The organism is Paenibacillus sp. FSL K6-1318 (assembly GCF_037976905.1).
GTDB lineage: Bacteria > Bacillota > Bacilli > Paenibacillales > Paenibacillaceae > Paenibacillus > Paenibacillus amylolyticus_A.
This window is the reverse complement of the sequence record NZ_CP150270.1, coordinates 4566701-4589590: the sequence shown is the minus strand read 5'-3', so window position 1 is coordinate 4589590 and position 22890 is coordinate 4566701. Positions and strand designations below refer to the sequence as shown.

The following is a 22890-nucleotide window of genomic DNA, read 5'->3' as shown; positions in this document are numbered from 1 at the left end:
ATCAAAGCGAAAGGCACTTTTATGAGCTGGTTTCAACAGCTTATAGAAGTGCCTTTTCTAATGGGAGGGACTGTCTCCATCCCATATGAGAATGTGTGACACGCTGCGTTGTTTAAGTGACAGCGAGCATGTTGTATATTTTCAGGGTCCGCAGATCTTCCTTTGAGATTTTTAATTCATTATATAACTCCTGATTCTCGGGCAGCGGGGTTCTGGAGAATAACATTTTGAGCGCAATAGGCATGAAAGGTCTGAAAGAGACACCAGCCATCAGTCCCCACTTTTTCTCCGATTCCTGAAAAGAGGCCAAAATATTAATATATAGATTCTCCAGCGGCGTGGCCTGATTTTTCAAAATTAGAGTCGTGAGTGTATCATAATGCTCGGTGTGGCCCCAATACATATTCTCGCACTCCTGGTAGTTATCAAAATCCTTCACATTCATATACATCACGGTGCGATAACGGTTGGCATCCGATTGAGCCATCATGTCAATGACACAACGAATGAGACTGTTGTTCCGCCCATCATAGAAGTAAGAATAGAAACGTGTGGAGTTTTTGAAAAAGCTGGACGGCACCGCATTCATCAGCGGAGAAGCGTGTCTGGGTTCTTGATACAAGAGTTGCTCCACCTGAATGTTGAGTGCGTTCGCAATATGATGTAACGTGACTAGATCAAGTGTAATATCTCCGCTCTCATACTTGGATAGCGTGCCCTTACTCTTGAAGATCTGATCCGCAAGCTGTTGAATGGTCAGCCCCCGCCACTTTCGAAAGTTTCGTATCTTCTTGCCAACTTCCTGATTGATATTGTTCATAGCCGGTTCTCCTTATGTAATGTTTCTTGAGAGTACGTGAAAATGATGAAAGTCATTCATAAAAATGATGTTATATGAGAAATATATCACTTTTTCACGGAAATACCTATTCTGGAGAAACAATAAACTTCATTTGTTTCGTCAGAATAGATTGTATTGCATTTGATGCAATTCCTGCGTCATGAAATAATAGGTGTAATACGACATGAAACGACAATGAAAAAGTAAAGCAGATAGAGGAGCAGAAGCTATGAAATATAACTTTGATGAGATTATCGACCGCACAGGAACAAATGCCATGAATACGGATGGTTTCCGTCAATATATTTTTAACGCCACTGAGGACATGACTTTTCCATTCAAGGATGAAGAATTCATTCGCATGTGGATTGCAGATATGGAGTTCGCCACACCTCCCGAGATTCTGGATGCAGTTAAGGAGCGTCTGGACCGTAGAATTATGGGTTACTCCCAGGTGTTTGATCCCGCATACTATGAAGCTGTTTCGAATTGGATGAAAAGATACTATGACTGGTCCTTCCCGAAGGAGCATTTGGAGACCTCAAACGGGATCATTCCCGCTTTGTATGAACTGGTGGAATATATCTGTCAGTCGGATGAGAAAGTACTGATCGTGACCCCATCCTATGGTTTCTTCAAGTCAGCTGCGGAGCATAACAATCTTGAACTGGTATGTTCGGATATGATCAACGATCAGGGACATTACTCGATTGATTTTGAGGATTTTGAAGCCAAGGCGAAGGATGAGAAGGTAAGGGTATGTATTTTCTGCAACCCCCATAATCCGTCTGGACGTGTCTGGACAACCGAAGAGTTACAGCGTGTGGGTGAAATCTGCCTGAGGAACAATGTATGGGTCATTTCGGATGAGATTCACTGTGATCTGCTGCGTACTGGTAAGAGACATACGCCACTCGCGAAGCTGTTCCCGGATACGGATCGAATCATTACATGCATGTCCCCGAGCAAAACATTCAACATGGCTGGTCTGATGTTCTCCAATGTCATCATTCCGAATAAGGAACTTCGAGACATCTGGCAGGCACGCCATTATGGTTTCAAAAACCCACTGAGCATTGCTGCCACACAAGCGGCTTACGAAACGGGTGATGAATGGCTGAAACAATTAAAAGGTTATCTCGACGCCAATTTTGCCTACGTTGAACAGTATTTGAAGCAGCATCTGCCGCTGGCTGTCTTTCACATTCCGGATGCCACGTATCTTGCCTGGATTGATATCTCGGCATATGCTCCCCAGCATGTAAGTCTACCTTTATTCTTCGCCGAGCAAGCGGGTGTGTTGTTGGAAGATGGTCAGATGTTTGTAGCCAATGGTGAGGGTTGTATTAGGTTGAATCTGGCTTGTCCGCGTTCTGTTCTTCAGGAAGGATTACGGAGAATTAGTAGTGTGCTTGTGAATAAAGTCGAAGAAGTGCCCGTTCAAGTATAAAGTCATCAAGTCATCACGCAACAGCGTGGTGACTTTTTCGGATGAGTATACGGATTGCGGTAAGAACAATGTTGATTTTGAGGTGAACTTATACCCTGATGCGCAATTCTGGCCTGCCGTCCCCGGTTATGTTAAAATGGTGGATAGTCTATGAGTCGCATGACATGCGGCTCTCAGAATGAAGAGCCCCGTAGTGGGGCTACACGAATTTGCATTCATCAGGGGAAAGGAGTCTATACATATGTTTGGAAACGACTGGGACAAGGTGCTTCAGGAAGAAACGGAAGCCGAATATTTCAACAAGATTCGATACACCCTCGCCGCCGAGTATAAAACGCAGACGGTCTTTCCACCCAAAGAAGACCTGTTCTCCGCACTGAAGTTGACTCCCTATCATCAGGTTAAGGCCGTTATTATTGGTCAGGACCCTTATCACGGAGCGGGTCAGGCTCACGGATTGAGCTTTTCGGTTAGACCGGGGGTGCGCGTACCTCCTTCTCTGAAAAATATATATAAGGAGCTTCACGCCGATCTGGACCTGCCGATTCCGAATCATGGATCTTTGGTCCATTGGGCACAGCAGGGAGTCCTGCTATTAAATGCTGTTCTGACGGTCCGGGAAGGTCAGCCGAACTCGCATCAGGCACTGGGCTGGCAGACGTTTACGGATGCTGTAATTCGTGCGCTGAATGAACGTTCAGAGCCGATGGTATATATGCTGTGGGGCAGTCATGCCCAGAAGAAAGGTGCATTTATTAACAGGGACAAGCACCTGCTACTGGAGTCTACACATCCCAGTCCGCTGGCTGCACATCGTGGATTCCTCGGCAGTCGTCCCTTTTCCAAAGCCAATGACTTCTTGACCTCCAAAGGTATTGAACCGATCGATTGGAAGATACCTGAAAACTAGACAGATGGAGGTGAGAGCATTGCGACATTGGATAGGACGAAAAGTAGCGGTATATCGTGCAACAGGCATACGGGAGCCATTAAAGGGAACGCTGGTCGAGTGGGATGAAGAAGCGGAATGTGTACGGATCGGACCGAAACGGATCAAGGTGTCGTTTGACAATATCGCAATGATCAGACCTCTTCCCGAAGAGAGTCTTCCCTTAAAGAAAGCACGTTCTGAAGTACACAAGGTTGGATATGTGATGAAAAAGGCGATTCAGTTCGAAAATGCCATCTATTTCAAGTCACAGGTTATGATCTGGCGCCGGGCCAAAATTGTAGCGTTATCCACGACGATTCTGCGTCATGATGAAGATCAGGTCGAACTTGCAGATGGCCGGATTCTGCGTAAAGACAAGCATATGTTTGTCGTGCGTTCACGCCGTGGGATACGTTAGAACCACGAAGATTTAATATTCATTTCATGCAAAGATCATACGGATTTAATGTTCGGTCTGTATATTAGGTAGTAACAACCCCTTCTAAATTGATGTGTACTGAAATGGGAGCCCGGCCGGCTGCAAACGGTCGGGTATTTTTTTATCCATTTGTTCTGTTAACCTGTTGTACATACCCATAACATTCATGTTATATATTATTAAAATAGATCATGAGAAGGAGTGAAACCCAATGAAACGTATAGCTGTTTTTGCAGGCTCGAACCCGGGAAATCACCCCGAATATACAGAGAAGGCTGTTCAACTGGGCAAACAGATTGCTGATCGCGGATACGCACTGGTTTATGGTGGTTCTTGCATGGGCTTAATGGGCGCAGTTGCCGATGCGGCTCTGAAGCAGGGTGGAGAAGTGATCGGTGTTATGCCTACCGGATTGTTCCGGGGTGAGGTTGTTCATGGAGGGCTTACACAGCTGATTGAAGTGGGAACCATGCATGAACGGAAGGCTACAATGGCGGAATTATCCGATGGATTCATTGCACTTCCCGGAGGCATGGGTACATTTGAAGAACTATTCGAGGTACTGTGCTGGGCACAGATCGGCATTCATCGCAAGCCTGTCGGCTTATTGAATGTCAACGGATATTATGGCCCGCTGATGAAGATGGTAGAGCATAGTGTACAGGAAGGGTTCTCCAACACGTCACATCTTAGTCTGTGGAGTCTGGAATCCGATCCGGCTGAACTGCTCAACCAGATGTCATCCTATATTCCGGCAGAGTTGACCCAGAAGTGGTCACAGCTGAACGAAAAATGATTTTACAAGAATAGAGGCCTGTAACCAATCGCTCTAGAGGAGAATTTTCGATCTGCCCAAGCAAGTTCCGCTATCGGACATAGTCTATAGTGTACTTTACTGAAGAGGGGAGTGTCACTCATGAGCGAACTCAAAGGCACAGGTTACGGATACGGCGGAGGCTTCAGTGGTGGAGCATGGACATCGACAGGCGCAATTCTGGTGTTGTTCATTCTGTTGGTTATCATCTCTCGCACATTCATTCTGTAATTCGGTCCATGTTCCGAGATGAGGGATCGTGCTGCAGAGGCAGCCGTCCGAATAAAAAATGACCTTTCCAAAGAGACGCCGGTATATGCCGGCGTTTCAGGGGAACGGTTTTTTGACGTTTTCAGAACACACGATTAGGGATTAAAAAAGCAAAAACCTGCCCCTGAATAAGGTCAGAAGCAGGAGAGAGCCTCCTGAGCCAATCGCTGCGTATCAAGCAGCTTACACCACAACAGCAGTTTGATCCGGATTACTTAACGATTTCCAGGCGATATATAGCCCGATGGCGGCAGCAATTAAGGAAAGTATAGCTGCAACAATAGCCAGCTGATCCAGTGTGTTGGGTGAACTGGAGTTATAGGAACGCTGATTAGCCGTCTTGCCGGATTTGTTTTTGATATGGACAGATGATCTGGAAAGCCTGGAAGCCGACTGTAACTGGGATGTGCGAGGGCGCGTAGGTGTCGATTTTTTCTTTGAGGGATTCAATAGTCAACCTCCTTATAACGGAGTGCAGTGCTTCCATCGTTCGTTCATACTATATTATGTCGATTTTCAGATTGAGTTCGCAAAAATGAGTGAATCCCCAGCCCGTTAGATATTCAACCATAACGCATATATTGGCTAAGTGAACAACCAATTAAACGCTCTGTTAATACAGGTCTAACAAACGGCGTTTATAGTGAAAATCATAGAGTTAACGTTGAACGCAGGAGGCGCTGGAATGAGGAACGTTGAAATTTTTGCCCATCGCGGTGCATCTGCCGTATGCCCGGAGAATACGATGAGTGCTTTTGAACGTTGCCTGGAGCTTGGAGCGACAGGCATTGAAACCGATGTGCAGATGACGAGTGATGGCCGATTGGTGCTGATTCATGATGAAACGTTAAGCCGGACTGCGGGTACAGAGGGCTGGGTTAAGGATATAACGTATGATCAATTGCGCACATATGATGCTGGGTCTTGGTTTCATGCCGATTTTGCCGGGGAACGTATTCCTTCTCTGGAGGAGTTATTCAGGCTCGTACAGGGGAAAGGAACCTTGCTTAATCTGGAGTTGAAAAATGGTATTGTGAGTTACAAGGGAATGGAAGAGAAGATGATACAAGCGATCCGAGACTGGAAGCTGGAGCAACAGGTCGTTCTGTCCAGTTTCAATCATGCTTCGCTGGTAAGGTGCAAGCGTCTTGCCCCGGAGATTCGTACAGCGCTTCTATATATGGAAAAGTTGTATCGTCCCTATGACTATGCCGTCAAACTTGAAGCTTCCGGCCTTCATCCCTACAAGCTGGCAGTTACGCCCGAAGATGTTGCGGCAGCACTGGCACAGGGTGTTGTTACCTATCCATTTACGGTGAATGATCCTGTCGAGATGAAGGCCATGATTGACATGGGTGTGCAAGGAATCATTACCGATGTTCCTGATGTCCTGGCATCTTTAATTAATGTACCTGCCCGTTAATCAAGTCTGTGTTTTACATGTGTTCTACATATGGAATGACAAGGTTGTGTTCGAGCTTTTTGGCTCTTGCACAGCCTTTTTGCGTGCAAAATTGTGTGCAAATCTTCATATATGCAATAAACATGTCCCATTTGTCCATTGCCAGAGACCGTGGATTCACTTACAATGGTCTATGGGAATGAGAATCAATATCATTAAAGTTCGGTATTTATAGAGAGGTGATTGTTATGTACATAGGTTCGAACAGCTCCACTCATAACGAGGGTGGGCGCGTATGAGTTCAAAAGCTTCACCAGCAAATCATAATCCGGAATCACCCACAGCGAAGATACACACTCGTCCGTGGGCAGCCACACTTATACTTACAGGGGGAATTTTACTACTCGCTCTGGGTATGGCATTATCCATTTCTTTTGGCGCAGCTGATATTAAGCTTGGTGTCGTCTGGAAGGCCATCTTCGATTTCAATCCTGAGTTGACTCCGCATCAGATCATATGGGAGATTCGGTTGCCGCGTATTCTTGGCGGAGCGATGGTCGGTGCATGCTTTGCTGTAGCTGGTGCGATCATGCAAGGCATGACCCGTAACCCGCTGGCTGATTCCGGTCTGCTTGGGCTGAATGCGGGCGCTGGATTTGCGCTTGCAATCTGTTTTGCCTTTTTCCCGGGCTTGCCGTTTATGTACATCATTATGTATTCATTCATTGGAGCAGGGCTTGGTGTTCTGCTGGTGTATGGTTTTGGTGCAGCTTCCAAATCGGGTCTTACACCTCTACGCCTTGTACTTGCAGGTGCAGCTGTATCAGCGATGCTGTCAGCACTCAGTGAAGGGATTGCATTGTACTTCAGAATTGGACAAGATCTGGCTTTCTGGACAGCTGGGGGTGTAGCCGGAACGAAGTGGTCTCAACTGGAGGTCATGTTCCCATGGGTACTCGCTGCGCTGATTGCAGGTCTTCTCATCTCCCGTTCCATTACTTTGCTTAGCCTTGGAGAAGATATTGCCGTTGGCTTGGGCCAACGTACGGGGTTGATCAAGCTCGTGGGTCTGATTGTTGTACTGATCCTCGCGGGTACGGCTGTGTCCGTTGTGGGTGCGGTTGGTTTTGTTGGACTCATTATTCCCCATCTCACGCGAAAAATAGTTGGGGTGGATTATCGTTGGATTATTCCATGCTCCGCTGTAATGGGCAGTCTGTTGCTTGTATTTGCGGATCTGGCTGCACGTATGATCAACCCGCCGTACGAGACGCCAATTGGCGCATTGGTTGCCCTCATTGGGGTACCGTTCTTCCTGTATCTGGCGCGTAAAGAAAGGAGGACTCTGTAACGATGGAATCCTCAACACTAGTTGGAGCAGAGCGCAAAAAGAGAGCCAAGAGCACGATTGTCCTCATTGTGCTTGGCCTATTAATTATTACGGCTTTTGTGGTGAGCATGAACACAGGTTTTACCAAGCTTTCGCCGCTTGAGGTGATGCGTACCTTGTTTGGCGGAGGCACGGCGAAACAGGAATTGATCCTGTTTGAATTCCGTCTGCCACGTATCGTGATTTCGGTGCTGGTCGGGGCCGGACTTGCGTTATCTGGTTGTATTTTGCAGGGGGTATCTCGCAATGCGCTGGCAGATCCAGGTATCCTCGGGATTAATGCAGGTGCTGGATTGGTCGTCATGCTATTCGTTTCCTTTTTCCCGACAACGACAGCAGCACCGGTATTTCTTTTGCCAATTCTGGCCTTGATCGGTTCAGGTTTTGCCGCATTTCTGATCTACATTCTCTCTTACAAAAAAGGAGAGGGCATCCTGCCTACTCGCATGTTGCTTACGGGGATCGGGGTAGCGGCGGGAATCAGTTCTGCCATGATCGTGCTGACATTGCGGCTTAGTCCGGAAAAGTATCAATTTGTAGCTACCTGGATGGCAGGCAGCATCTGGGGTTCGAACTGGAAATTTGTAACGGCCTTGCTGCCGTTTCTTATCATTCTTGTACCGCTCGTTCTGTATAAGGCACGTGTACTGAATGTACTGAATCTGGGTGACCAGACTGCGAGTGGACTCGGGGCTCCGGTTGAACGTGAGCGGCTGATTTTGCTTGCGGCAGCGGTAGGGCTTGCCGGCTCATGTGTATCTGTGAGTGGGGGGATCGGTTTTGTCGGTCTGATCGGACCGCATCTGGCACGTCGTCTGGTGGGTCCAAAACATCAGTTTCTGTTACCCGCATCTGCACTGATCGGTTCATTGCTCGTGCTGGTTGCAGATACGCTGGGCCGTGTCATCCTACAGCCTTCAGAGATACCTGCGGGTATCCTGGTTGCCATTATTGGTGCGCCATACTTCCTGTACCTCTTAAGCAAAACGAAATAGAACGTAATCATCATTGTGTGGTTGCATAAGGAGGACTTTAGTCCATGCTTCGCCGTTTCTTTGCCTATTATAGGCCTTACAAAAAGCTCTTTATTCTTGACTTCAGTTGTGCGATTCTGGTCGCTCTGCTGGAGCTGGCTTTTCCACTAGCGGTCAATCGGGTAGTCGATGATCTCCTGCCAGGCGGCCGCTGGGACTGGATTCTATGGGCGTGTCTGGCATTGCTGGGCATCTACTTATTGAATTCGTTTCTGAACTTCGTGGTTACCTATTGGGGACACAAGCTGGGCATTAACATTGAGACGGATATGCGTAAAAGTCTGTTCAATCATGTGCAGAAGCTATCATTCCGTTTCTTCGATAATACAAAAACAGGACACCTCGTGTCCCGCATGACTAACGATCTGATGGATATCGGCGAGATTGCCCATCATGGTCCAGAGGATGTATTTATCGCGGTGATGACACTGATTGGTGCATTCAGCATCATGATGAGCATTAACGGTAATCTGGCGGTGTTAACCTTTATCATCGTACCGCTGATCATTTATCTCTCGCTCTACTTTGGCAGCAAGATGTCCAAGGCATTCAGCCGAATGTTCGGAGATATTGCCGACTTCAACGCTCGTGTAGAGAACAATATTACAGGTATTCGTGTTGTTCAGGCTTTTGCTAATGAAGAGCATGAAAAAGCACAATTCGCTGTGAACAACGGTCGTTTCCGTCAGACCAAACTGATCGCATACAAAATCATGGCCTGGAACTCTTCCGTCAGTTATATGCTGATGAAGCTGGTATCCCTCTTTGTCCTGGTATGCGGAACATGGTTTGTCATTAACGGCAGTATGACCTACGGTCAGTTCATTGCATTTATTATGTTGTCCAATGTGTTCCTGACACCGATCCAGAAGATCAACTCGGTTATTGAGACGTATCCGAAAGGGATTGCAGGCTTCAAACGTTATACGGAACTGCTCGATATGGAACCGGATGTGGAAGATCGTCCAGGAGCCGTTACGGTATCCCATTTGCGTGGAGATATTCGTTATGAGCAAGTCACCTTTGGTTATTCGGATCAGGAGCCTGTGCTCAAAGGGATTGATCTAAACGTACATGCAGGTGAAACGGTAGCCCTTGTCGGTCCATCGGGAGCAGGTAAAACAACGCTGTGCAGTCTGCTGCCACGGTTCTATGATGTGCTGGAAGGTCGCATCACGATCGATGGGCAGGAGATACAGGACATGACGTTGGATTCCTTGCGCAGCCAGATCGGTATTGTACAACAGGATGTGTTCCTCTTCGATGGAACCATTCGCGAGAATATTGCCTACGGCAAGTTGGATGCGTCCGAAGAAGAAATCTGGATGGCCGCCAGACGGGCACAGATGGAACCTTTGATTCAATCGATGCCGGAAGGATTAGATACGTTAATTGGTGAACGCGGCGTGAAGCTGTCCGGTGGACAGAAACAGCGTTTGTCTATTGCCCGTATGTTCCTGAAAAACCCACCAATTCTGATCCTGGATGAAGCCACATCCGCGCTGGATACAGAAACGGAAGCAGCGATTCAGCAATCCCTTGCTGAGCTGTCTGAGGGCCGGACCACACTGGTTATCGCCCACCGATTGGCTACGATCAAAAATGCGGACCGCATTATTGTAGTAGCTGAACAGGGCATTACGGAGCAGGGGCGTCATGAAGAATTACTCGCAGCAGGTGGGGTGTACAGCCGCCTTCACTATGCGCAGTTTGGTGCGTAACGTATCCGATATGGATGTAACAATGTAAATACGAGAAGTAACGCCATCGTTCTTGACTTGGAAGGGGTCAGGACGGTGGCGTTTTTTTCTTTTTCATGATCAAGTGTGGGTAGGGGGTGCTGGATTGTTGTCTGCCTGTGATCATGGATGTGGAAACGGGTAATATAGTAAAGAGAACGCTTAACGTGTAAGATATGTTCATCATCTTGCAAGATATAGGAGGTACACGATATGCAGTTGAACGATATGCTGAAAATTCTTATAACCTGTCTATTATTTATTCTGATTTGGTGGCTACTGACTCAAGGGATTCGCAAACTTTCCAGCACTCGTGCGGGGTCCGGTTTCCAACGCTGGGGTGGATGGTCCATTGGACTTTTCATTGTTGGCGCCGTGCCACTCGGTTTCTCACTATACACAGAGATCTTTGATAAGCGCCTGGATGCCAACATCGGTTTGGGGCTTGCCATGTTTTTTGTATGGGCTTATTGTGTGATCTTGTTGTGTACGGCGTTGGTGGTATGGGGAAGGTACGTGTATAAAAGGGATATAAAAAAGTGAATATTTGGGTTGATCGTGTTGAGCCCGTCAGGAAATTAAGGGTGAGCTGACAGCTGTATTTGTAACAATAAACTGATATGGAACGTTAAATTTAGAAAGAGGTGTTATTAAAGGGGGATTTACATATGTCCAATCTTCGTCGAGTCCTCATATTGCTCTCAATCCTGATCGTATGCCTTACGGGATGTTCAGAACAGATTGAGTGCAACTCCGTGCAGACTCAAGCCAATGAATCAAGTGAAAAGGGCTTCACTGGATATGTGGTTGAACGCAAAGACGATTCCATTCTTGTTGTTGATCCTGCCTACCGAGATAACAGTTCCAATGGAGGAGCCGATCGATATTATCCGGCAAAATGGTTCTCCAATGCACCTGACCCACAGATCGGCTCCTATGTTGAAGTCTGGACGGATGGAAGACCAGAAAATCAGCCCTATCCTGGGCAGGCCAGAGCAGAAACAATAGCGGTATCTTGTCCAAATACTCCAGATGGTGCTCATTTAAGTGAGGAGGACGCGATTCGGGGTGGACTATATTCACCAGATGGAGAAAAAGTACGTGTTCCTGTGATTGAAGATGTACAATTTGATCAGGATGCAGGAACGTGGACGATTCGCATGAGAGATGCGATGTCAACGACGGAGAATCAAGATGAGATTGATATCAAAGTAGACGATGTAGAGCCAGTCGAGTAACACAGGTGGGGTATGATTTTGCACATTGAGATTGAGGAAGGAAGTTTAAATGGATATTAGGGAGTGCCTTCCCCGCGACAAATCTGATTTTGAAGCGGTGCGTAAGTTAAGTGAATTTAGTAATGTGGAATTAAAAGTTATCATCCCAGAGCTTATGGAGTGGTTGCAAGACGGGAATTGGCCTATCTCTAAGCCGGTAGAGGATCTGCTATTGAGATTGGGGGAGGACTTAGTTCCTCATATTAAGGATGTATTGCAAACCCAAGATCCACAGTGGGAATATTTCATTTTGGTTGGATTAATTGATCGATTACCTATATCTCATCTAAGTTTGCTACAGACGGATTTGGTAAGGATACTGGAATCTCCCACACCGAGTGAGGTACTTGAGGAGTTGGATGAGGTTATCGTGGAGCTTTTGGAAAAGATGAATTTACATCAACGAGAGATCAGTGGGGAAGGGAGTTTGGATACATAGAAACTGGTAATTAGCTTTCTAAAAAATGGATTATGACAGCACTGTAACAAGAAAAATAGCGATTAATGAAAGAGACTAGATACCTAAGAGGTGTGAAACGTGATTAAACCGATCTTGAAAGATCTTATTATTACTGGAAATCCGGATTTTCATGGCAAGTTACAATTCACGAAGACTGAAGATATTGGAGACGATTTTTACTTGTCAGGTACAGCCTGTGTTGGGACGGAAGATTGTGAAGGTGAGTATAATTTTGATTTTACAATCATAACTCCGAAAGCACTAGAAACCGAACTAAAAGACGGGACTAATCTAGTCTTGGGTATGAGGCATTTTATTGTTAATAAGTTGGATTTTGAATTGATTGGGGAAACTATTCAGCAAATCCTGATGCAGCATCAAGGGGAGACTTTGGAAGAAATAGCCAAAGACCTAGCTCCTTATTTTAGATGGGAATATACGGATTCTATACGTTTGAATAGTGAAGAAGAGCTATGGGAGATGATTAAGAAACATTCGGATAACGATATTTAATTGAATATAAGATTAATGGTAAGTTTTCAGATAATTGTCTCGGTTTTTTGCAAAGTGAAATATTTAAACCTTGTTACAACTGCAATAAGCCCAAACCTTTGAAGGTTGGGCTTATTTTGTTACTTAGCTGAATCAATCCGCAATATTCCCTGCCATCTTCAGACGGCGAGCAATTTCCTTGAAGTCTTCTTGCGAGATGCCTGGTGCGAATTCTTCCTCCACGGCTGGAGATTCCGGAATCGGGTACCCTTCGGGTATGCCTTGAATCACTTCCAGGGGTTGTCCATCTTCGGGGTGAGTTCCTTTCCAGATCTGGCCGATCGTGTTGAAGTCTTTATCACTATAGGTATACAGCTTGGTGTGTACCCCTTTTTCTTCATATTTACGAGCTTCGTTGAAGGCTTTGTTGTTCAGTGAAGGAATAGGCACCAGCTTGGTTACATTTACACCAGTTGCAATCTCAAGTGCTTTGGCATATGCAACCACATGCACGCCGCCACGTACCAGCAGGTAACCGACAACTTCCCGGGCTGCGGGGTGATCGGTCATTTCGTATACTTTCATTTTATGGGTACGCGCTCCGCATTCGAGGAAAAAGTTGTGCAACAGATCCTCGACCAGGTTACCACTGTTGAAGACGTGGGTTCCCGTCCACGGATTACCCATGGAGTCGAAAGGCATCGCTCCCTGTGCACCTGCCAGAAAATGATACGACAGACGAGCATCCTTCACGGAGCCAAGCGGTGTATCGTCGGGTTCTTTGTAATCGGTTGAACCTCTGAGGCACTTGTTAATGCCATGAGACACGAGCTCGACATGACCCAATTCTTCGGCCGTAATACTCATGACGAGGTCATAGAAGGGCTTCAACTTTTCTTTGGAGCGAAAATTAAACGATTGATAGAGGTAGTTGTTCAACGTTGACATTTCTCCGAATTTGCCACCGAGCAATTCTTGTATGGCTGCTGCTGCATTCGGATCTGGCTTCTCGACATTGGGAATCTCAATCAGGATTTCATCCAAGCGTTTGAACATTGGGGTGTAACCTCCTCAAAGTGGTATTGCAGATCGTGTAGGGTCTCAGTTCGTGAAGTCACTCTGTCATGGCCTATTACACGTCTATTGGGTTTTTTAAACAAAAAATAAACCAAATGGGACTTAAGCATTGCATAACACATGCCTCAACTCTTCTCCCTGTTGTTATTTCCAATACGGTGAAATTTATGTATAATCAAACACTCAAACGAGTCTCCAGTTACAAGAAAACCATGATTTTTAAAAGGAGTAAGAGATGAACAAACGTTGGATAAAAATGGTGTGGATTTGGATGTTTCTAATGATTCTGATGTACATAAGCAGCGAGCCTGTCACAGCATATCTAGTTACAAATGAGGTTCAGGTGGATGAAGAAACGAGGCAATTGCTCGAAAAGAAATACGGGTTGGAACGTCCTCAGGAGCCACAGACACAACAACCCTTTTTCTCGGGTGACTGGGGAATTAGCTTTCGTACTGAGCCTGATGCGTTTGACCGGCTTGTCCATGTGTTTCCCTTTTCTTTACGGCCACTGGCCTGGATCTTTCGTTTATTCGTGTAAAATAAAACCCGGACGGGCAATATAACAGAAACATATTGTCCCAAGGAGTGAGTGAAATGAGAATGCTCATCGTTACCGTCATGACGGTAGTCCTGAGTTTAGCCGGAATCACATCAGGAACAGGCGCTGCTATCCCTGATTATGCGAAGTGGGGAATTATCGCAGTAAAAGAAACACAAACCAAATACAATGTGGATATTTTGGACTACAAGCATATCGGTCGTACCTCTCTAACAGCGGATCAATCACGGGAACAGTTCAAGCTATGGGTTCGTGCAAAAGACGGCAAGCAATTCGCAGTCTATGTGAATGTTGATTTTAACCCGTCAACACAGCAATTGAAAAAAGTGCAATTTTCGGAATCGGATCGACACTGATCCGCTATAGAACGTAGTGATTATAATACAAGGTTTTCATATTAGCTACACTATGGATTGAACCAGACTGCCTTAATCTTTAAGGTGAAGTCTGGTTTTTTTTATTTTACAAAAATCCTTTTTTTACTATTGAATAAAGAACTTATGTTCGCATATAATAAGAAATACAAACAAACGTTCTTATCGGAGGGATGATTATGCTAGGGAAATATATTGGCCAGATGGTGGAGCTTGTCTACATGGATCGTGCAGGGCAGATTACGCAGCGACAGATTCGAATTAACAGTGTACGTGGCGGGATGATTAGGGCATCTGCAGGAAAAGAAGGCTCACCCCGAACTTTTTTGGAGCAAGGTATTCTAGCATGGCGTCCTGTTACGGATCTGAACGGGGAGGTAAAGTATGCTGAACGACTTTGAACGCAAGATTTTGCGAATTATGGTGAACTATGCAGGACAACGGCGTCGTTTACCACGTATGGATGAATTGGAGAACAAGACGGGACGAAGCAAAGCATTCATTCATGAGTCGTTGCTGGAGCTTGAACGCACCGGGCACATCGCGTGGGAGAACCGGTCTACTCTGGAAGGTATACAGATTTTGCAGGCATGGGAGCAGGTGCAACAGCCGATTCGCAAAAGCCAGCCTTCCGGGGATTCCGTAAAATATTTTACGGACTACTAGTCTTAATAAGCAAACGCCAACCCGGATAACCGGATCGGCGCTTGCTGTGTCACACGTACGACGTGTGCATCTATTTTAGAAATGGGGAAGTTGGTCCAGGTTATTGGTTGGGTCGCCGTCGGCATCGCCGCGAATGTACATTTCTCCATCCTTGCCTTTAAATACATTCACGCCGGCAATAGCCCCAGCTTTTACTTCTGCAAGTGCCTGTTGGTAATCCAGTACTCGTCCCGCTGATGTCTGAAAGGCTGTCAGGTCACCGTCACCATTTTTCTGTACTGCTGTGAAACTCTCGCGTGTCGTTTGATCCATGATGTCACACTCTCCTTATATGACGAGATAGGAATCTGCTTACCTGATTAGCCTATCCGAATTCATCGAAAGTATGCACCCTATGCGGATAAAGACCTGCTAGCTCCGAGGGTTTACAGGCTTTTTCTCATACGAACATGCAGAATATCTGCATCATAAAAAGGTTCTTCCGAAATCACTTCATAGCCCAGTTTTTCATAGAATTTTTGAGCCTGACACTGAGCATCCAGTATAGAATAGGATAAGCCGAGTTCACGAGCCCGCTCCTCCATGGCCAACAGAAGCACTCGTCCATAACCAAATGAACGATGAGACTCAAGCACCGCGATCCGCTGCATTTTGGCCGTATCCTTGCTGTAATAGATTAGACGTCCTGTGGCTACAGCTTGGCCATCCGTACTTAACAATACATGATGTACATCAGGACTGATGACATCATATTGATCAATCTCAATCTCGGCAGGCACCTGTTGCTCGATCACAAAAACGTGATGGCGAATCGCCAAGGCTTGCTCCAGTTGTTCTTCCGTCGTTACATAACTAATCTCAGCTGCCAATTCCATTCCTTCTTTCTGCTCTTGCGCGACATATCAGACTGAATTATACAAAAAAATGCTTTTCCTGTATAGTTAAGTCTGGAACATATTGGGAGAGGAGGAACTAGTGATGGGCATGGCAGGCATCATGGTAATTACATTGCTAATGTCGGCGGGAATGATTGCTCTGTTGTATTACGTGACCAAGAAAGCTTACTCACGCAAGTGGGATGAAGATGAGTAATTCACCTGTTAACCTTCACGGTAAGACTTCACTGCTCCCTCGCGGAGAATATACATCTTGAATCACAGATTTGGAGTACACATCTAACCAGACAGGCAGAGAATCACCATTTTCATTGGGCTGCTGTAATTGTTGGAATTGTACCGTGTGTTCATCCCGCTCCAAGCTGCAACCAGTAACGGTTGTAATGAGAATCACAAGCCCAGCGAAGAGAAAGAAGCATTTGGTAAATGTATATTTATTGGATTTTGACCGTTTTGTTAAGTTTCTCATAGGAAAATTCACCTCGTTGTAGAAATGGTAATCTTTCCTTTATTGTGCACCATTTCGGGTGAATTATAACCAAATAAATTATTGACAATGAACACGGTTACTTGATATGATACTGTTACTTGATTGGGAAACAATTATATATCATGATCTGTTAGCTCAGCTAAGTATAGTAGTATGACCGTGATGGATACATCTTAATTATTACAGGGCGATAGCTCAGCGGGAGAGCATTATCTTGACAGGGTAAGGGTCGTGGGTTCGATCCCCACTCGTCCTATATGAAAGATTAAAAGGCAACTTCTCTTGAGAATTATATCTCAAGAGGGGTTGTTTTTTTATATATAACATTATGGCCACCTCCAACAATATGTAGGTGGTTTTTGTTGATAATAAATTTAATTAATAGTATAGTTTCTCTCCTTTTTTTAAACAAAACTTAAATAAAACATAAATTCAGCGTAAGGTTCGTCTTCTATACTTGGTTCTGAGGTCAACAGACACGACAAAGAGGAGAGAACTTATGAATTATCCAAATCCATTTACATCAAAGTTAGCCAGAGTAGGGATCGCGGGTACACTTGCCTTAATACTGGCAACAAACCCAATTGCCAACATGGGGGTTGTTGCCGCGGAAGCAGTTCCATCGCCTGTATCGACGAAGATGCATAACACACAGAAAGACTCACTAGAGCAGACCCCGATTCAATACCAGATCCAGGCTCGGCTGAATGAGAAGGACATGACGATCCAGGGGAGCGAGAAGGTGACGTATCACAACACAAGCAAGGATACCCTCCAGCAGCTGGTCCTTCATACATATGCTGATGCGAACCTGTCCAAGTCTACACAGGCGACCATGTTTGAACAAGATAATGAAGTGATTAGCATTAATAATCCGGATAAGAAACCGGAAGATTTCCTTGGTGGCATCGATATTCAGGCTGTAACAGCAGATAGCCAATCGCTGGATTTTCAGAATGAAAGCCAAGCCTTGACCGTGCAGTTGAAAGAGCCCGTTCAACCAGGCGAATCGGTATCATTCCAACTGGAGTTTCAGTTGAATATACCCTATGGTTCACAGCGAGTTTCCTATTACAAGGATATTATCAATGGTGCGCACTGGTTCCCGGTGATGTCTGTATACGACGAGGTTAAGCGTCAGTGGAACAAGGCACCGTATAGTCGAACATTTGAGAGCGATTATTACACCTCATCGGACTTTGAAGTTCAATTCAATGTTCCTGATGAGTATCAGGTAACCATGCCGGGCACGATCACCACTCAAGACAGTACAGAATATGGACGTAAGATTGTGTCTGCTGTAGCCGAGAATACGAGGGAGTTTGTTTTCTTTGCAAGTCCTAATCTTCAAGTGGAACGCGCTACCCGTAACGGTTTGACGGTGGAATACTATTATTTCAACGATGATCCATCCAAGAAAAAGCTGGTTGAGCGGTACATTAATCAGGCATTCAAGGTCATTGATTTTTATAGTGATAAATATGGCAAGTATCCCTATCCAGAGTTCCGAATTGTCGAGACGTATGTACAAGGCGTTGCCGTGGAGTATGCGAGGCTCATTCAGATGGGACAGATTCAAAATGGTGCGGTTCCAGAAGAAGATACAACATTTGTTCATGAAATAGCGCATCAGTGGTTCCATGCATTGATCGGTAATAATTCGGAGACAGAATCCTTTCTGGATGAAGGCTTTGCTGATTTCTCAATGGTGTACTTTGCCGAGAAACAGGGAGACAAGCTAAATGGATTCAGATCCATACAGTTTGATACGGCGCCCGTAGATATGGAGATTGCGTCGACAAACAATGAAGCTGGGGATTTGGCAGGTTTGGTGTATTATCAGAAGGGAAGACAAGCGATCTATCAGCTTTACCGTTCCGACGGTGAAGAGAAATTTGATGAGTTGATGAGGACATATTTCAAACGCTACGTGTACCAAAATGCAACGGTAGAGGGGCTGCTTCAAACCATTGAAGATGTGCTTGGTAAAGAAGTACGTTCAGAAATGCAGACGGCCCTTTATCAGCCTAACTTTGTCTTAAAGCCGGAATACCAATTATCACAGGAAGAGACCGCCGCCTATGTACATGACATCTTACAAGTGCAATATCAGACTGTCATGGGTATGATTCCTAATCTGCCTTATGAAGTGATGAATCGATTGATGGACAAAGTCCTTCAAGGTGAGGAATTAACCATTGTACTCAGCGATCAGGTGAGTAAACTTGCAACTAAGCAGCAGGAAGATATGGTTAATCAGTTGACCGGATTTCTTGATATGACCGGTATGAGATACGACATTATACGGGATCGCAAGGAACTGAAGCAAAAGATGAAAAAAGAGATCGGCAACAGCAACCTTATTGTCATTGGCAATGCCAAGTCAAACGGATTGGTGCAGGCTTTAAAATTTAATATTATTGATCGGACGAAACAGACGGGTTTTCCGTGGAAGAATACCATGAATCAACCTCTCGCCACGGGTGCATATGTTATCCAACATCCCTATAACCAGAATCGATTGATGCTTCATTATTTCTGGAATGAGGATCATCTGAGTGATGCGGTATTTGAAGCTTTTAAGCTAAAAATACAGGAGTCTATCGGATTCACTAACGACTTTTACCAGTACTATGTATTGGATAACCAAGGCAAGGAGAAATCCAGTAAAAAAGTTGCGAATCCCATATCTCCACTTTTTGCGGAGGAATAAGTAATTGGTTTTGCAGTTTTTCTTTTCAAACAGGTTAGCCAATTGTATTGGTTAGCCTGTTTAGTCATGTTTAACATAAACAAACCGTTATTTATATGAAAACCAGACTTAGAATAATAGGCTGCAAGATGGGCATAATGCTTTAACAGAAAGGCAACCTCATGAATATACTTATCGGGAGAAAACAATAGGAGGGATTAATATGAAGGATCAACATTATCCGGACGTACTAATGAAAGGGACAGTTGCTGATTACAACTGTAAAGGAAATAAAGGAATGAACAAAATGAAAGCGTATTCATATAATGCTAGAATTTGTCCTATCATTTGTATTACTCAGGAGCCAGCTGCGAATGAGGGTAATGTTGTTAATTTTTCAATCCTATTAAAATATACTTCGGATATTTTATATATGCCACTGGTACACTGTATTACCCTACGTACGAAGGAGGCGAATTTCCATGTCCATGGCTGAAAATATTGCTCAGGCAGCACTTGACGCAGCGATGAAGGCGAACAGGGCCATTGCGCCATACGATTATTGCGATGCGGAATCCAGACGGATGTACACACCTCAATTTGATAAAAAAATGGACAATCCTATATATACCGCTGCAATGGCGGGGCTACAATCGATCTATTGGTTTCGGGCGATCAAGGTAAAGGGACTTATCCCTGATACCAAAGCAGATTATTATGCCACGTATTCTACCAATCATAATAACATCGGAGGAATTGGACTAGCCTACTCGAACAGCCCGACAGGACCATGGACGAAACACGGACAGGTATATTTGGATACCGTGGTTGGGAATTCGACGGAAACGCCATTCGTGATCTGGAACGATGAAGAACAATTGTTCTTCATGTACTATCAACAAAACGGACTGGGGATCAATCAATCGACGGCACTTGCGACCTCTGTAGACATGATCAACTGGACAAGAGTGGGTTTGATTCTGGACAAACCTCCAGGTTTCCCAGGTGATGGTCATACCGGATACTTCTCGTGCTTTAGAAATGGCGGCAAATGGATCGGTTTCTCGGTGATGGGCGGCGGTGACTTCGGCCGTAAATGTATCTGGCATTCTCATGATGGGCGCAGCTGGCTAGCTGATCCTAGACCATTAATGGGTGGTAATGATGCCACTTTAAACGCGGGTGAAAACATTTCGAGACCCAATGCTGGTGTATTTATGTACAAAGGGAGCATGTGGTGGCTCGGCATGTTATCAGCTTATGCTTCCGGTGGAGTTACGACCGTAGCTCGGCCTGCTATTGCCAAGATCAGTGCAGATTTTCGTCAACTGCTGGACAAACCTTCAGATATACATTTTCCGGCATTGAATTGGGAAACGACGAACATGCAATCCATGATGGTGTCCGTTATGGACGGAGTAGTGTACGTGTATTACAATACCGATCATAATATCGGTGTAGCCTATTCGGTGGGGGTGTAGAGATGGTTATACGTGATGCAGTAGGTCAGATCGTACCATTTGGAAAGGTTCACAAACAGCTTGTGGCCGATTTTCTTCACGGAACGTTACCGGATTGGCTTGAGGTGGTGGGTACACCTACGTTTGAGCCTTTGCCCGATAGAGGGACCATTACAGTCACAACACCGGCAACGGCAGGAGCCTCGGCAGAGTTGAAAATGAAGCATCTGATTGACAGCTCGAAAGTAACAGCCATTGCAGTCACTTTGGAAGCATTACAATTGAACGGGAACATTGGAATTTCTGTTCAGCTTGGCATTAAATCGAAGGATAGCAAGGCCGGAATCACGTTTTTTCAGAACGTCAATCAGAAGTATGGTATGGTTCGTGCCTATAAAGCAGATGGAACGTATACCGATTTCAAGCAAAACATGGTGTTCTTCACCACACATGGCGTAGCAGGTGATGAGGCACAGAACCGTAAAAATCTCACTGTGCTGCTCTGCACCGGATTACAGTTCTCAGCTGGGTTCGAGAGACCGTCCGTATGGCTTGGTGCGGATGACCAGTATGGCGGTGTTGCTGCTGATCTCAGTAGTGGGATATTCCAACATGGAAACCTGCAATGTCTGTTGAAACTGACCACAAGCCCCGCAGAGGCCAAGTATTTCAAATGTGCACAGATGAAAGTGGATATCTGGAGTAACTGATCGGATTGGAACAACGAGGATAATAAATCGTCAATAGCCATGTCTTCAATAGAAACTGTTCGGAAGAATAAACGTGTATGATCTGTGTTGACGATAAAAGCTGCGCTTAGAAGTCGCTATGTAAGCGGCTTCTTTTTTTATTTTCTAAAATTGTTTACAAACGCAATTAAATTGTGTACAATCAAATTGTTAGCAAAACAAAAACGAGAAATCATGTTTAACCAATACAAATAAATGTTGAAGAGGAGTCTTACACATGAAAACATTATATGAAACTACAGTAATCAATACAGGTGGACGTCAAGGAATCGTACAATCCCCAGATAACGTGTTTATGTTGGATGTTGCTGCACCCCCTGAGCTTGGAGGTAAAGTAACAACAGCTACGAATCCGGAGCAACTGTTTGCAGCAGGATATAGTGCTTGTTTTAACTCCGCGTTGGAGTTCCAATTGAAGAAACACAATGTCACTATCGAGAGAAGTACGGTATCTGCAACGGTAGCGCTGGTTACTGATCCTACAGATAATGGCGTGAAGCTGGACGTTGAACTTGAGGTGAAAATCGAAGGACTGGATGAGGAGACAGCACAAAAATTTGTGAAACTTGCTCATGAATACTGCCCATATTCCAAAGGAATCAAAGGCAACGTTAATGTTAATGTAGAACTGCTGTAATTACAGAATCCGTTCATGGATAATCCGTAACCTCCGAGAAATCGGAGGTTTTTTGTATTGTTTTGCTCCGCTGCAGATTCGACTTGCCCGAAAATAGCAATCATAATGATTGTAATATACCTATAGGGGGTATAATGAAGGGTATAACTGGAATTAAAGGAGAGCATAACATGAGAAAGTACGTACTGACCATGTGCACTATAGTGATCACGAGTAGTTTGATCTTAAGTGGATGTGGCAAGGAGGCTCGCCAGACTAGTGAGACTAGTGAAAGTAACGATGAGAGTCATACCGTTGCCGCAGGTGAGATGCACCATTCTGAATCGGGAGAGCTACCGGAAGGACTGAAGGAAAAAAACAATCCCACCTTCTCATTAGGAAGCCAGGCGCTGATGAGTGCCGACCACATGTCGGGTATGAAGGGTGCGAATGCAAAGATCGTTGGAGCATATGAGACTACGGTATATGCAGTTACGTATACGCCAACCACAGGTGGTGATCCCGTCCACAATCATAAGTGGGTCATCCATGAGGAAATACAGGACCCTACGGATCAACCATATGCGGCAGGTTCTGAGCTGCTGCTGAACGCTGATCACATGCAGGGAATGAAAGGTGCCAAGGCCACAGTTGATTCTGCTGAACAAACTACGGTATATATGGTTGATTATACACCCACAACAGAAGGAGATCCGATAAAGAATCACAAATGGGTCACGGAAGAAGAATTGACGGCTATCCAATAGAA

Annotated in this window: 29 protein-coding genes and 1 tRNA gene; 24 read left to right on the top strand and 6 right to left on the bottom strand. The window is 45.2% G+C overall.

All coding sequences use genetic code 11. The annotated features are described in order from the left end of the window. Positions 1–112: 112 nt before the first annotated feature. Positions 113–820, bottom strand: coding sequence for a helix-turn-helix transcriptional regulator (locus tag NYE45_RS20300; RefSeq protein WP_340013765.1), 708 nt, complete (start codon positions 818–820; stop codon positions 113–115). A gap of 250 nt (positions 821–1070) precedes the next feature. On the opposite strand from NYE45_RS20300, the gene NYE45_RS20295 reads away from it, so the two are divergent. From NYE45_RS20295 to NYE45_RS20275, 5 genes are all read left to right on the top strand, one after another. After that, positions 1071–2291, top strand: a complete 1221-nt coding sequence (locus tag NYE45_RS20295) for a MalY/PatB family protein (RefSeq protein ID WP_340013764.1) — start codon at positions 1071–1073, stop codon at positions 2289–2291. Between the two features lie 241 nt (positions 2292–2532). Beyond that, positions 2533–3201, top strand: coding sequence for a uracil-DNA glycosylase (ung, locus tag NYE45_RS20290; protein WP_340013763.1), 669 nt, complete (start codon positions 2533–2535; stop codon positions 3199–3201). 19 nt (positions 3202–3220) lie between these two features. After that, positions 3221–3640: a hypothetical protein gene (locus tag NYE45_RS20285; RefSeq protein ID WP_145322963.1), complete on the top strand. Its 420-nt coding sequence runs from the start codon at positions 3221–3223 to the stop codon at positions 3638–3640. Positions 3641–3872: 232 nt separating this feature from the next. Continuing rightward, positions 3873–4457 carry a TIGR00730 family Rossman fold protein gene (locus tag NYE45_RS20280; protein ID WP_340013762.1) on the top strand — a complete coding sequence of 195 codons (585 nt, stop codon included), beginning with the start codon at positions 3873–3875 and terminating at the stop codon, positions 4455–4457. Between the two features lie 120 nt (positions 4458–4577). Next, on the top strand, positions 4578–4706 hold the full coding sequence (locus tag NYE45_RS20275) for a hypothetical protein (protein ID WP_017687371.1): 129 nt from the start codon (positions 4578–4580) through the stop codon (positions 4704–4706). A gap of 222 nt (positions 4707–4928) precedes the next feature. Here NYE45_RS20275 and NYE45_RS20270 read toward each other — a convergent pair whose 3' ends face one another. Next, on the bottom strand, positions 4929–5195 hold the full coding sequence (locus NYE45_RS20270; protein WP_340013761.1) for a hypothetical protein: 267 nt from the start codon (positions 5193–5195) through the stop codon (positions 4929–4931). A gap of 235 nt (positions 5196–5430) precedes the next feature. Between NYE45_RS20270 and NYE45_RS20265 the strand changes: the two genes are divergently transcribed. From NYE45_RS20265 to NYE45_RS20230, 8 genes are all read left to right on the top strand, one after another. Continuing rightward, entirely contained in the window at positions 5431–6168 is a 738-nt protein-coding gene (locus NYE45_RS20265; RefSeq protein ID WP_340013760.1) for a glycerophosphodiester phosphodiesterase, read from the top strand. Positions 6169–6442: 274 nt separating this feature from the next. After that, positions 6443–7498 (top strand): iron ABC transporter permease, encoded by a 1056-nt coding sequence (locus tag NYE45_RS20260; RefSeq protein WP_062835410.1) that lies wholly within the window; start codon positions 6443–6445, stop codon positions 7496–7498. A 2-nt stretch (positions 7499–7500) separates the two neighbouring features. Continuing rightward, positions 7501–8532 (top strand): iron ABC transporter permease, encoded by a 1032-nt coding sequence (locus NYE45_RS20255; RefSeq protein WP_062835409.1) that lies wholly within the window; start codon positions 7501–7503, stop codon positions 8530–8532. Between the two features lie 44 nt (positions 8533–8576). Continuing rightward, positions 8577–10292, top strand: coding sequence for an ABC transporter ATP-binding protein (locus NYE45_RS20250; RefSeq protein ID WP_315937085.1), 1716 nt, complete (start codon positions 8577–8579; stop codon positions 10290–10292). A gap of 231 nt (positions 10293–10523) precedes the next feature. Beyond that, positions 10524–10853 (top strand): hypothetical protein, encoded by a 330-nt coding sequence (locus NYE45_RS20245; protein ID WP_340013759.1) that lies wholly within the window; start codon positions 10524–10526, stop codon positions 10851–10853. 125 nt (positions 10854–10978) lie between these two features. Beyond that, on the top strand, positions 10979–11548 hold the full coding sequence (locus tag NYE45_RS20240) for a DUF3221 domain-containing protein (RefSeq protein ID WP_340013758.1): 570 nt from the start codon (positions 10979–10981) through the stop codon (positions 11546–11548). A 49-nt stretch (positions 11549–11597) separates the two neighbouring features. Beyond that, positions 11598–12026: a DUF5071 domain-containing protein gene (locus NYE45_RS20235; protein WP_340013757.1), complete on the top strand. Its 429-nt coding sequence runs from the start codon at positions 11598–11600 to the stop codon at positions 12024–12026. Positions 12027–12125: 99 nt separating this feature from the next. After that, the gene (locus NYE45_RS20230; protein WP_340013756.1) at positions 12126–12560 is read left to right on the top strand and encodes an Imm8 family immunity protein; all 435 of its coding nucleotides are present in this window, start codon (positions 12126–12128) and stop codon (positions 12558–12560) included. A gap of 132 nt (positions 12561–12692) precedes the next feature. Here the strand turns inward: NYE45_RS20230 and NYE45_RS20225 are convergent, their stop codons facing one another. After that, positions 12693–13595, bottom strand: coding sequence for a manganese catalase family protein (locus NYE45_RS20225; RefSeq protein WP_340013755.1), 903 nt, complete (start codon positions 13593–13595; stop codon positions 12693–12695). A 256-nt stretch (positions 13596–13851) separates the two neighbouring features. Between NYE45_RS20225 and NYE45_RS20220 the strand changes: the two genes are divergently transcribed. The 4 genes from NYE45_RS20220 to NYE45_RS20205 all read left to right on the top strand — a co-directional run bounded on the left by NYE45_RS20220 (position 13852) and on the right by NYE45_RS20205 (position 15218). Beyond that, a complete protein-coding gene (locus NYE45_RS20220) occupies positions 13852–14157 on the top strand; it encodes a hypothetical protein (RefSeq protein WP_340013754.1) in 306 nt (101 codons plus the stop codon). 56 nt (positions 14158–14213) lie between these two features. Then, the gene (locus NYE45_RS20215; RefSeq protein WP_062835401.1) at positions 14214–14534 is read left to right on the top strand and encodes a DUF3889 domain-containing protein; all 321 of its coding nucleotides are present in this window, start codon (positions 14214–14216) and stop codon (positions 14532–14534) included. Positions 14535–14731: 197 nt separating this feature from the next. Next, positions 14732–14953: a hypothetical protein gene (locus NYE45_RS20210; RefSeq protein ID WP_017687387.1), complete on the top strand. Its 222-nt coding sequence runs from the start codon at positions 14732–14734 to the stop codon at positions 14951–14953. Continuing rightward, on the top strand, positions 14937–15218 hold the full coding sequence (locus NYE45_RS20205) for a hypothetical protein (RefSeq protein ID WP_017687388.1): 282 nt from the start codon (positions 14937–14939) through the stop codon (positions 15216–15218). Before NYE45_RS20210 ends, NYE45_RS20205 begins: the two co-directional genes overlap by 17 nt. A gap of 75 nt (positions 15219–15293) precedes the next feature. Here NYE45_RS20205 and NYE45_RS20200 read toward each other — a convergent pair whose 3' ends face one another. The 3 genes from NYE45_RS20200 to NYE45_RS20190 form a co-directional block, all read right to left on the bottom strand. Then, complete coding sequence (locus NYE45_RS20200) at positions 15294–15530, bottom strand: DUF3892 domain-containing protein (RefSeq protein ID WP_017687389.1); 237 nt, start codon at positions 15528–15530, stop codon at positions 15294–15296. Positions 15531–15643: 113 nt separating this feature from the next. Next, positions 15644–16087: a GNAT family N-acetyltransferase gene (locus NYE45_RS20195; protein ID WP_340017408.1), complete on the bottom strand. Its 444-nt coding sequence runs from the start codon at positions 16085–16087 to the stop codon at positions 15644–15646. A 238-nt stretch (positions 16088–16325) separates the two neighbouring features. Beyond that, positions 16326–16583: a hypothetical protein gene (locus tag NYE45_RS20190; protein ID WP_340013753.1), complete on the bottom strand. Its 258-nt coding sequence runs from the start codon at positions 16581–16583 to the stop codon at positions 16326–16328. Between the two features lie 205 nt (positions 16584–16788). Here NYE45_RS20190 and NYE45_RS20185 point away from each other — a divergent pair. The 7 genes from NYE45_RS20185 (at position 16789) to NYE45_RS20155 (ending at position 22888) form a co-directional block, all read left to right on the top strand. Continuing rightward, positions 16789–16860: transfer RNA gene (locus NYE45_RS20185), tRNA-Val, on the top strand. A 243-nt stretch (positions 16861–17103) separates the two neighbouring features. Further along, the gene (locus NYE45_RS20180; RefSeq protein WP_340013752.1) at positions 17104–19317 is read left to right on the top strand and encodes a M1 family metallopeptidase; all 2214 of its coding nucleotides are present in this window, start codon (positions 17104–17106) and stop codon (positions 19315–19317) included. A 202-nt stretch (positions 19318–19519) separates the two neighbouring features. After that, on the top strand, positions 19520–19792 hold the full coding sequence (locus NYE45_RS20175; RefSeq protein ID WP_340013751.1) for a hypothetical protein: 273 nt from the start codon (positions 19520–19522) through the stop codon (positions 19790–19792). Beyond that, positions 19779–20777: a hypothetical protein gene (locus NYE45_RS20170; RefSeq protein WP_340013750.1), complete on the top strand. Its 999-nt coding sequence runs from the start codon at positions 19779–19781 to the stop codon at positions 20775–20777. Before NYE45_RS20175 ends, NYE45_RS20170 begins: the two co-directional genes overlap by 14 nt. A 2-nt stretch (positions 20778–20779) precedes the next feature. Beyond that, on the top strand, positions 20780–21466 hold the full coding sequence (locus tag NYE45_RS20165; RefSeq protein ID WP_340013749.1) for a hypothetical protein: 687 nt from the start codon (positions 20780–20782) through the stop codon (positions 21464–21466). Positions 21467–21722: 256 nt separating this feature from the next. Then, on the top strand, positions 21723–22142 hold the full coding sequence (locus NYE45_RS20160; protein ID WP_340013748.1) for an organic hydroperoxide resistance protein: 420 nt from the start codon (positions 21723–21725) through the stop codon (positions 22140–22142). 170 nt (positions 22143–22312) lie between these two features. After that, positions 22313–22888 (top strand): YdhK family protein, encoded by a 576-nt coding sequence (locus NYE45_RS20155; RefSeq protein WP_340013747.1) that lies wholly within the window; start codon positions 22313–22315, stop codon positions 22886–22888. Positions 22889–22890: the final 2 nt, after the last annotated feature.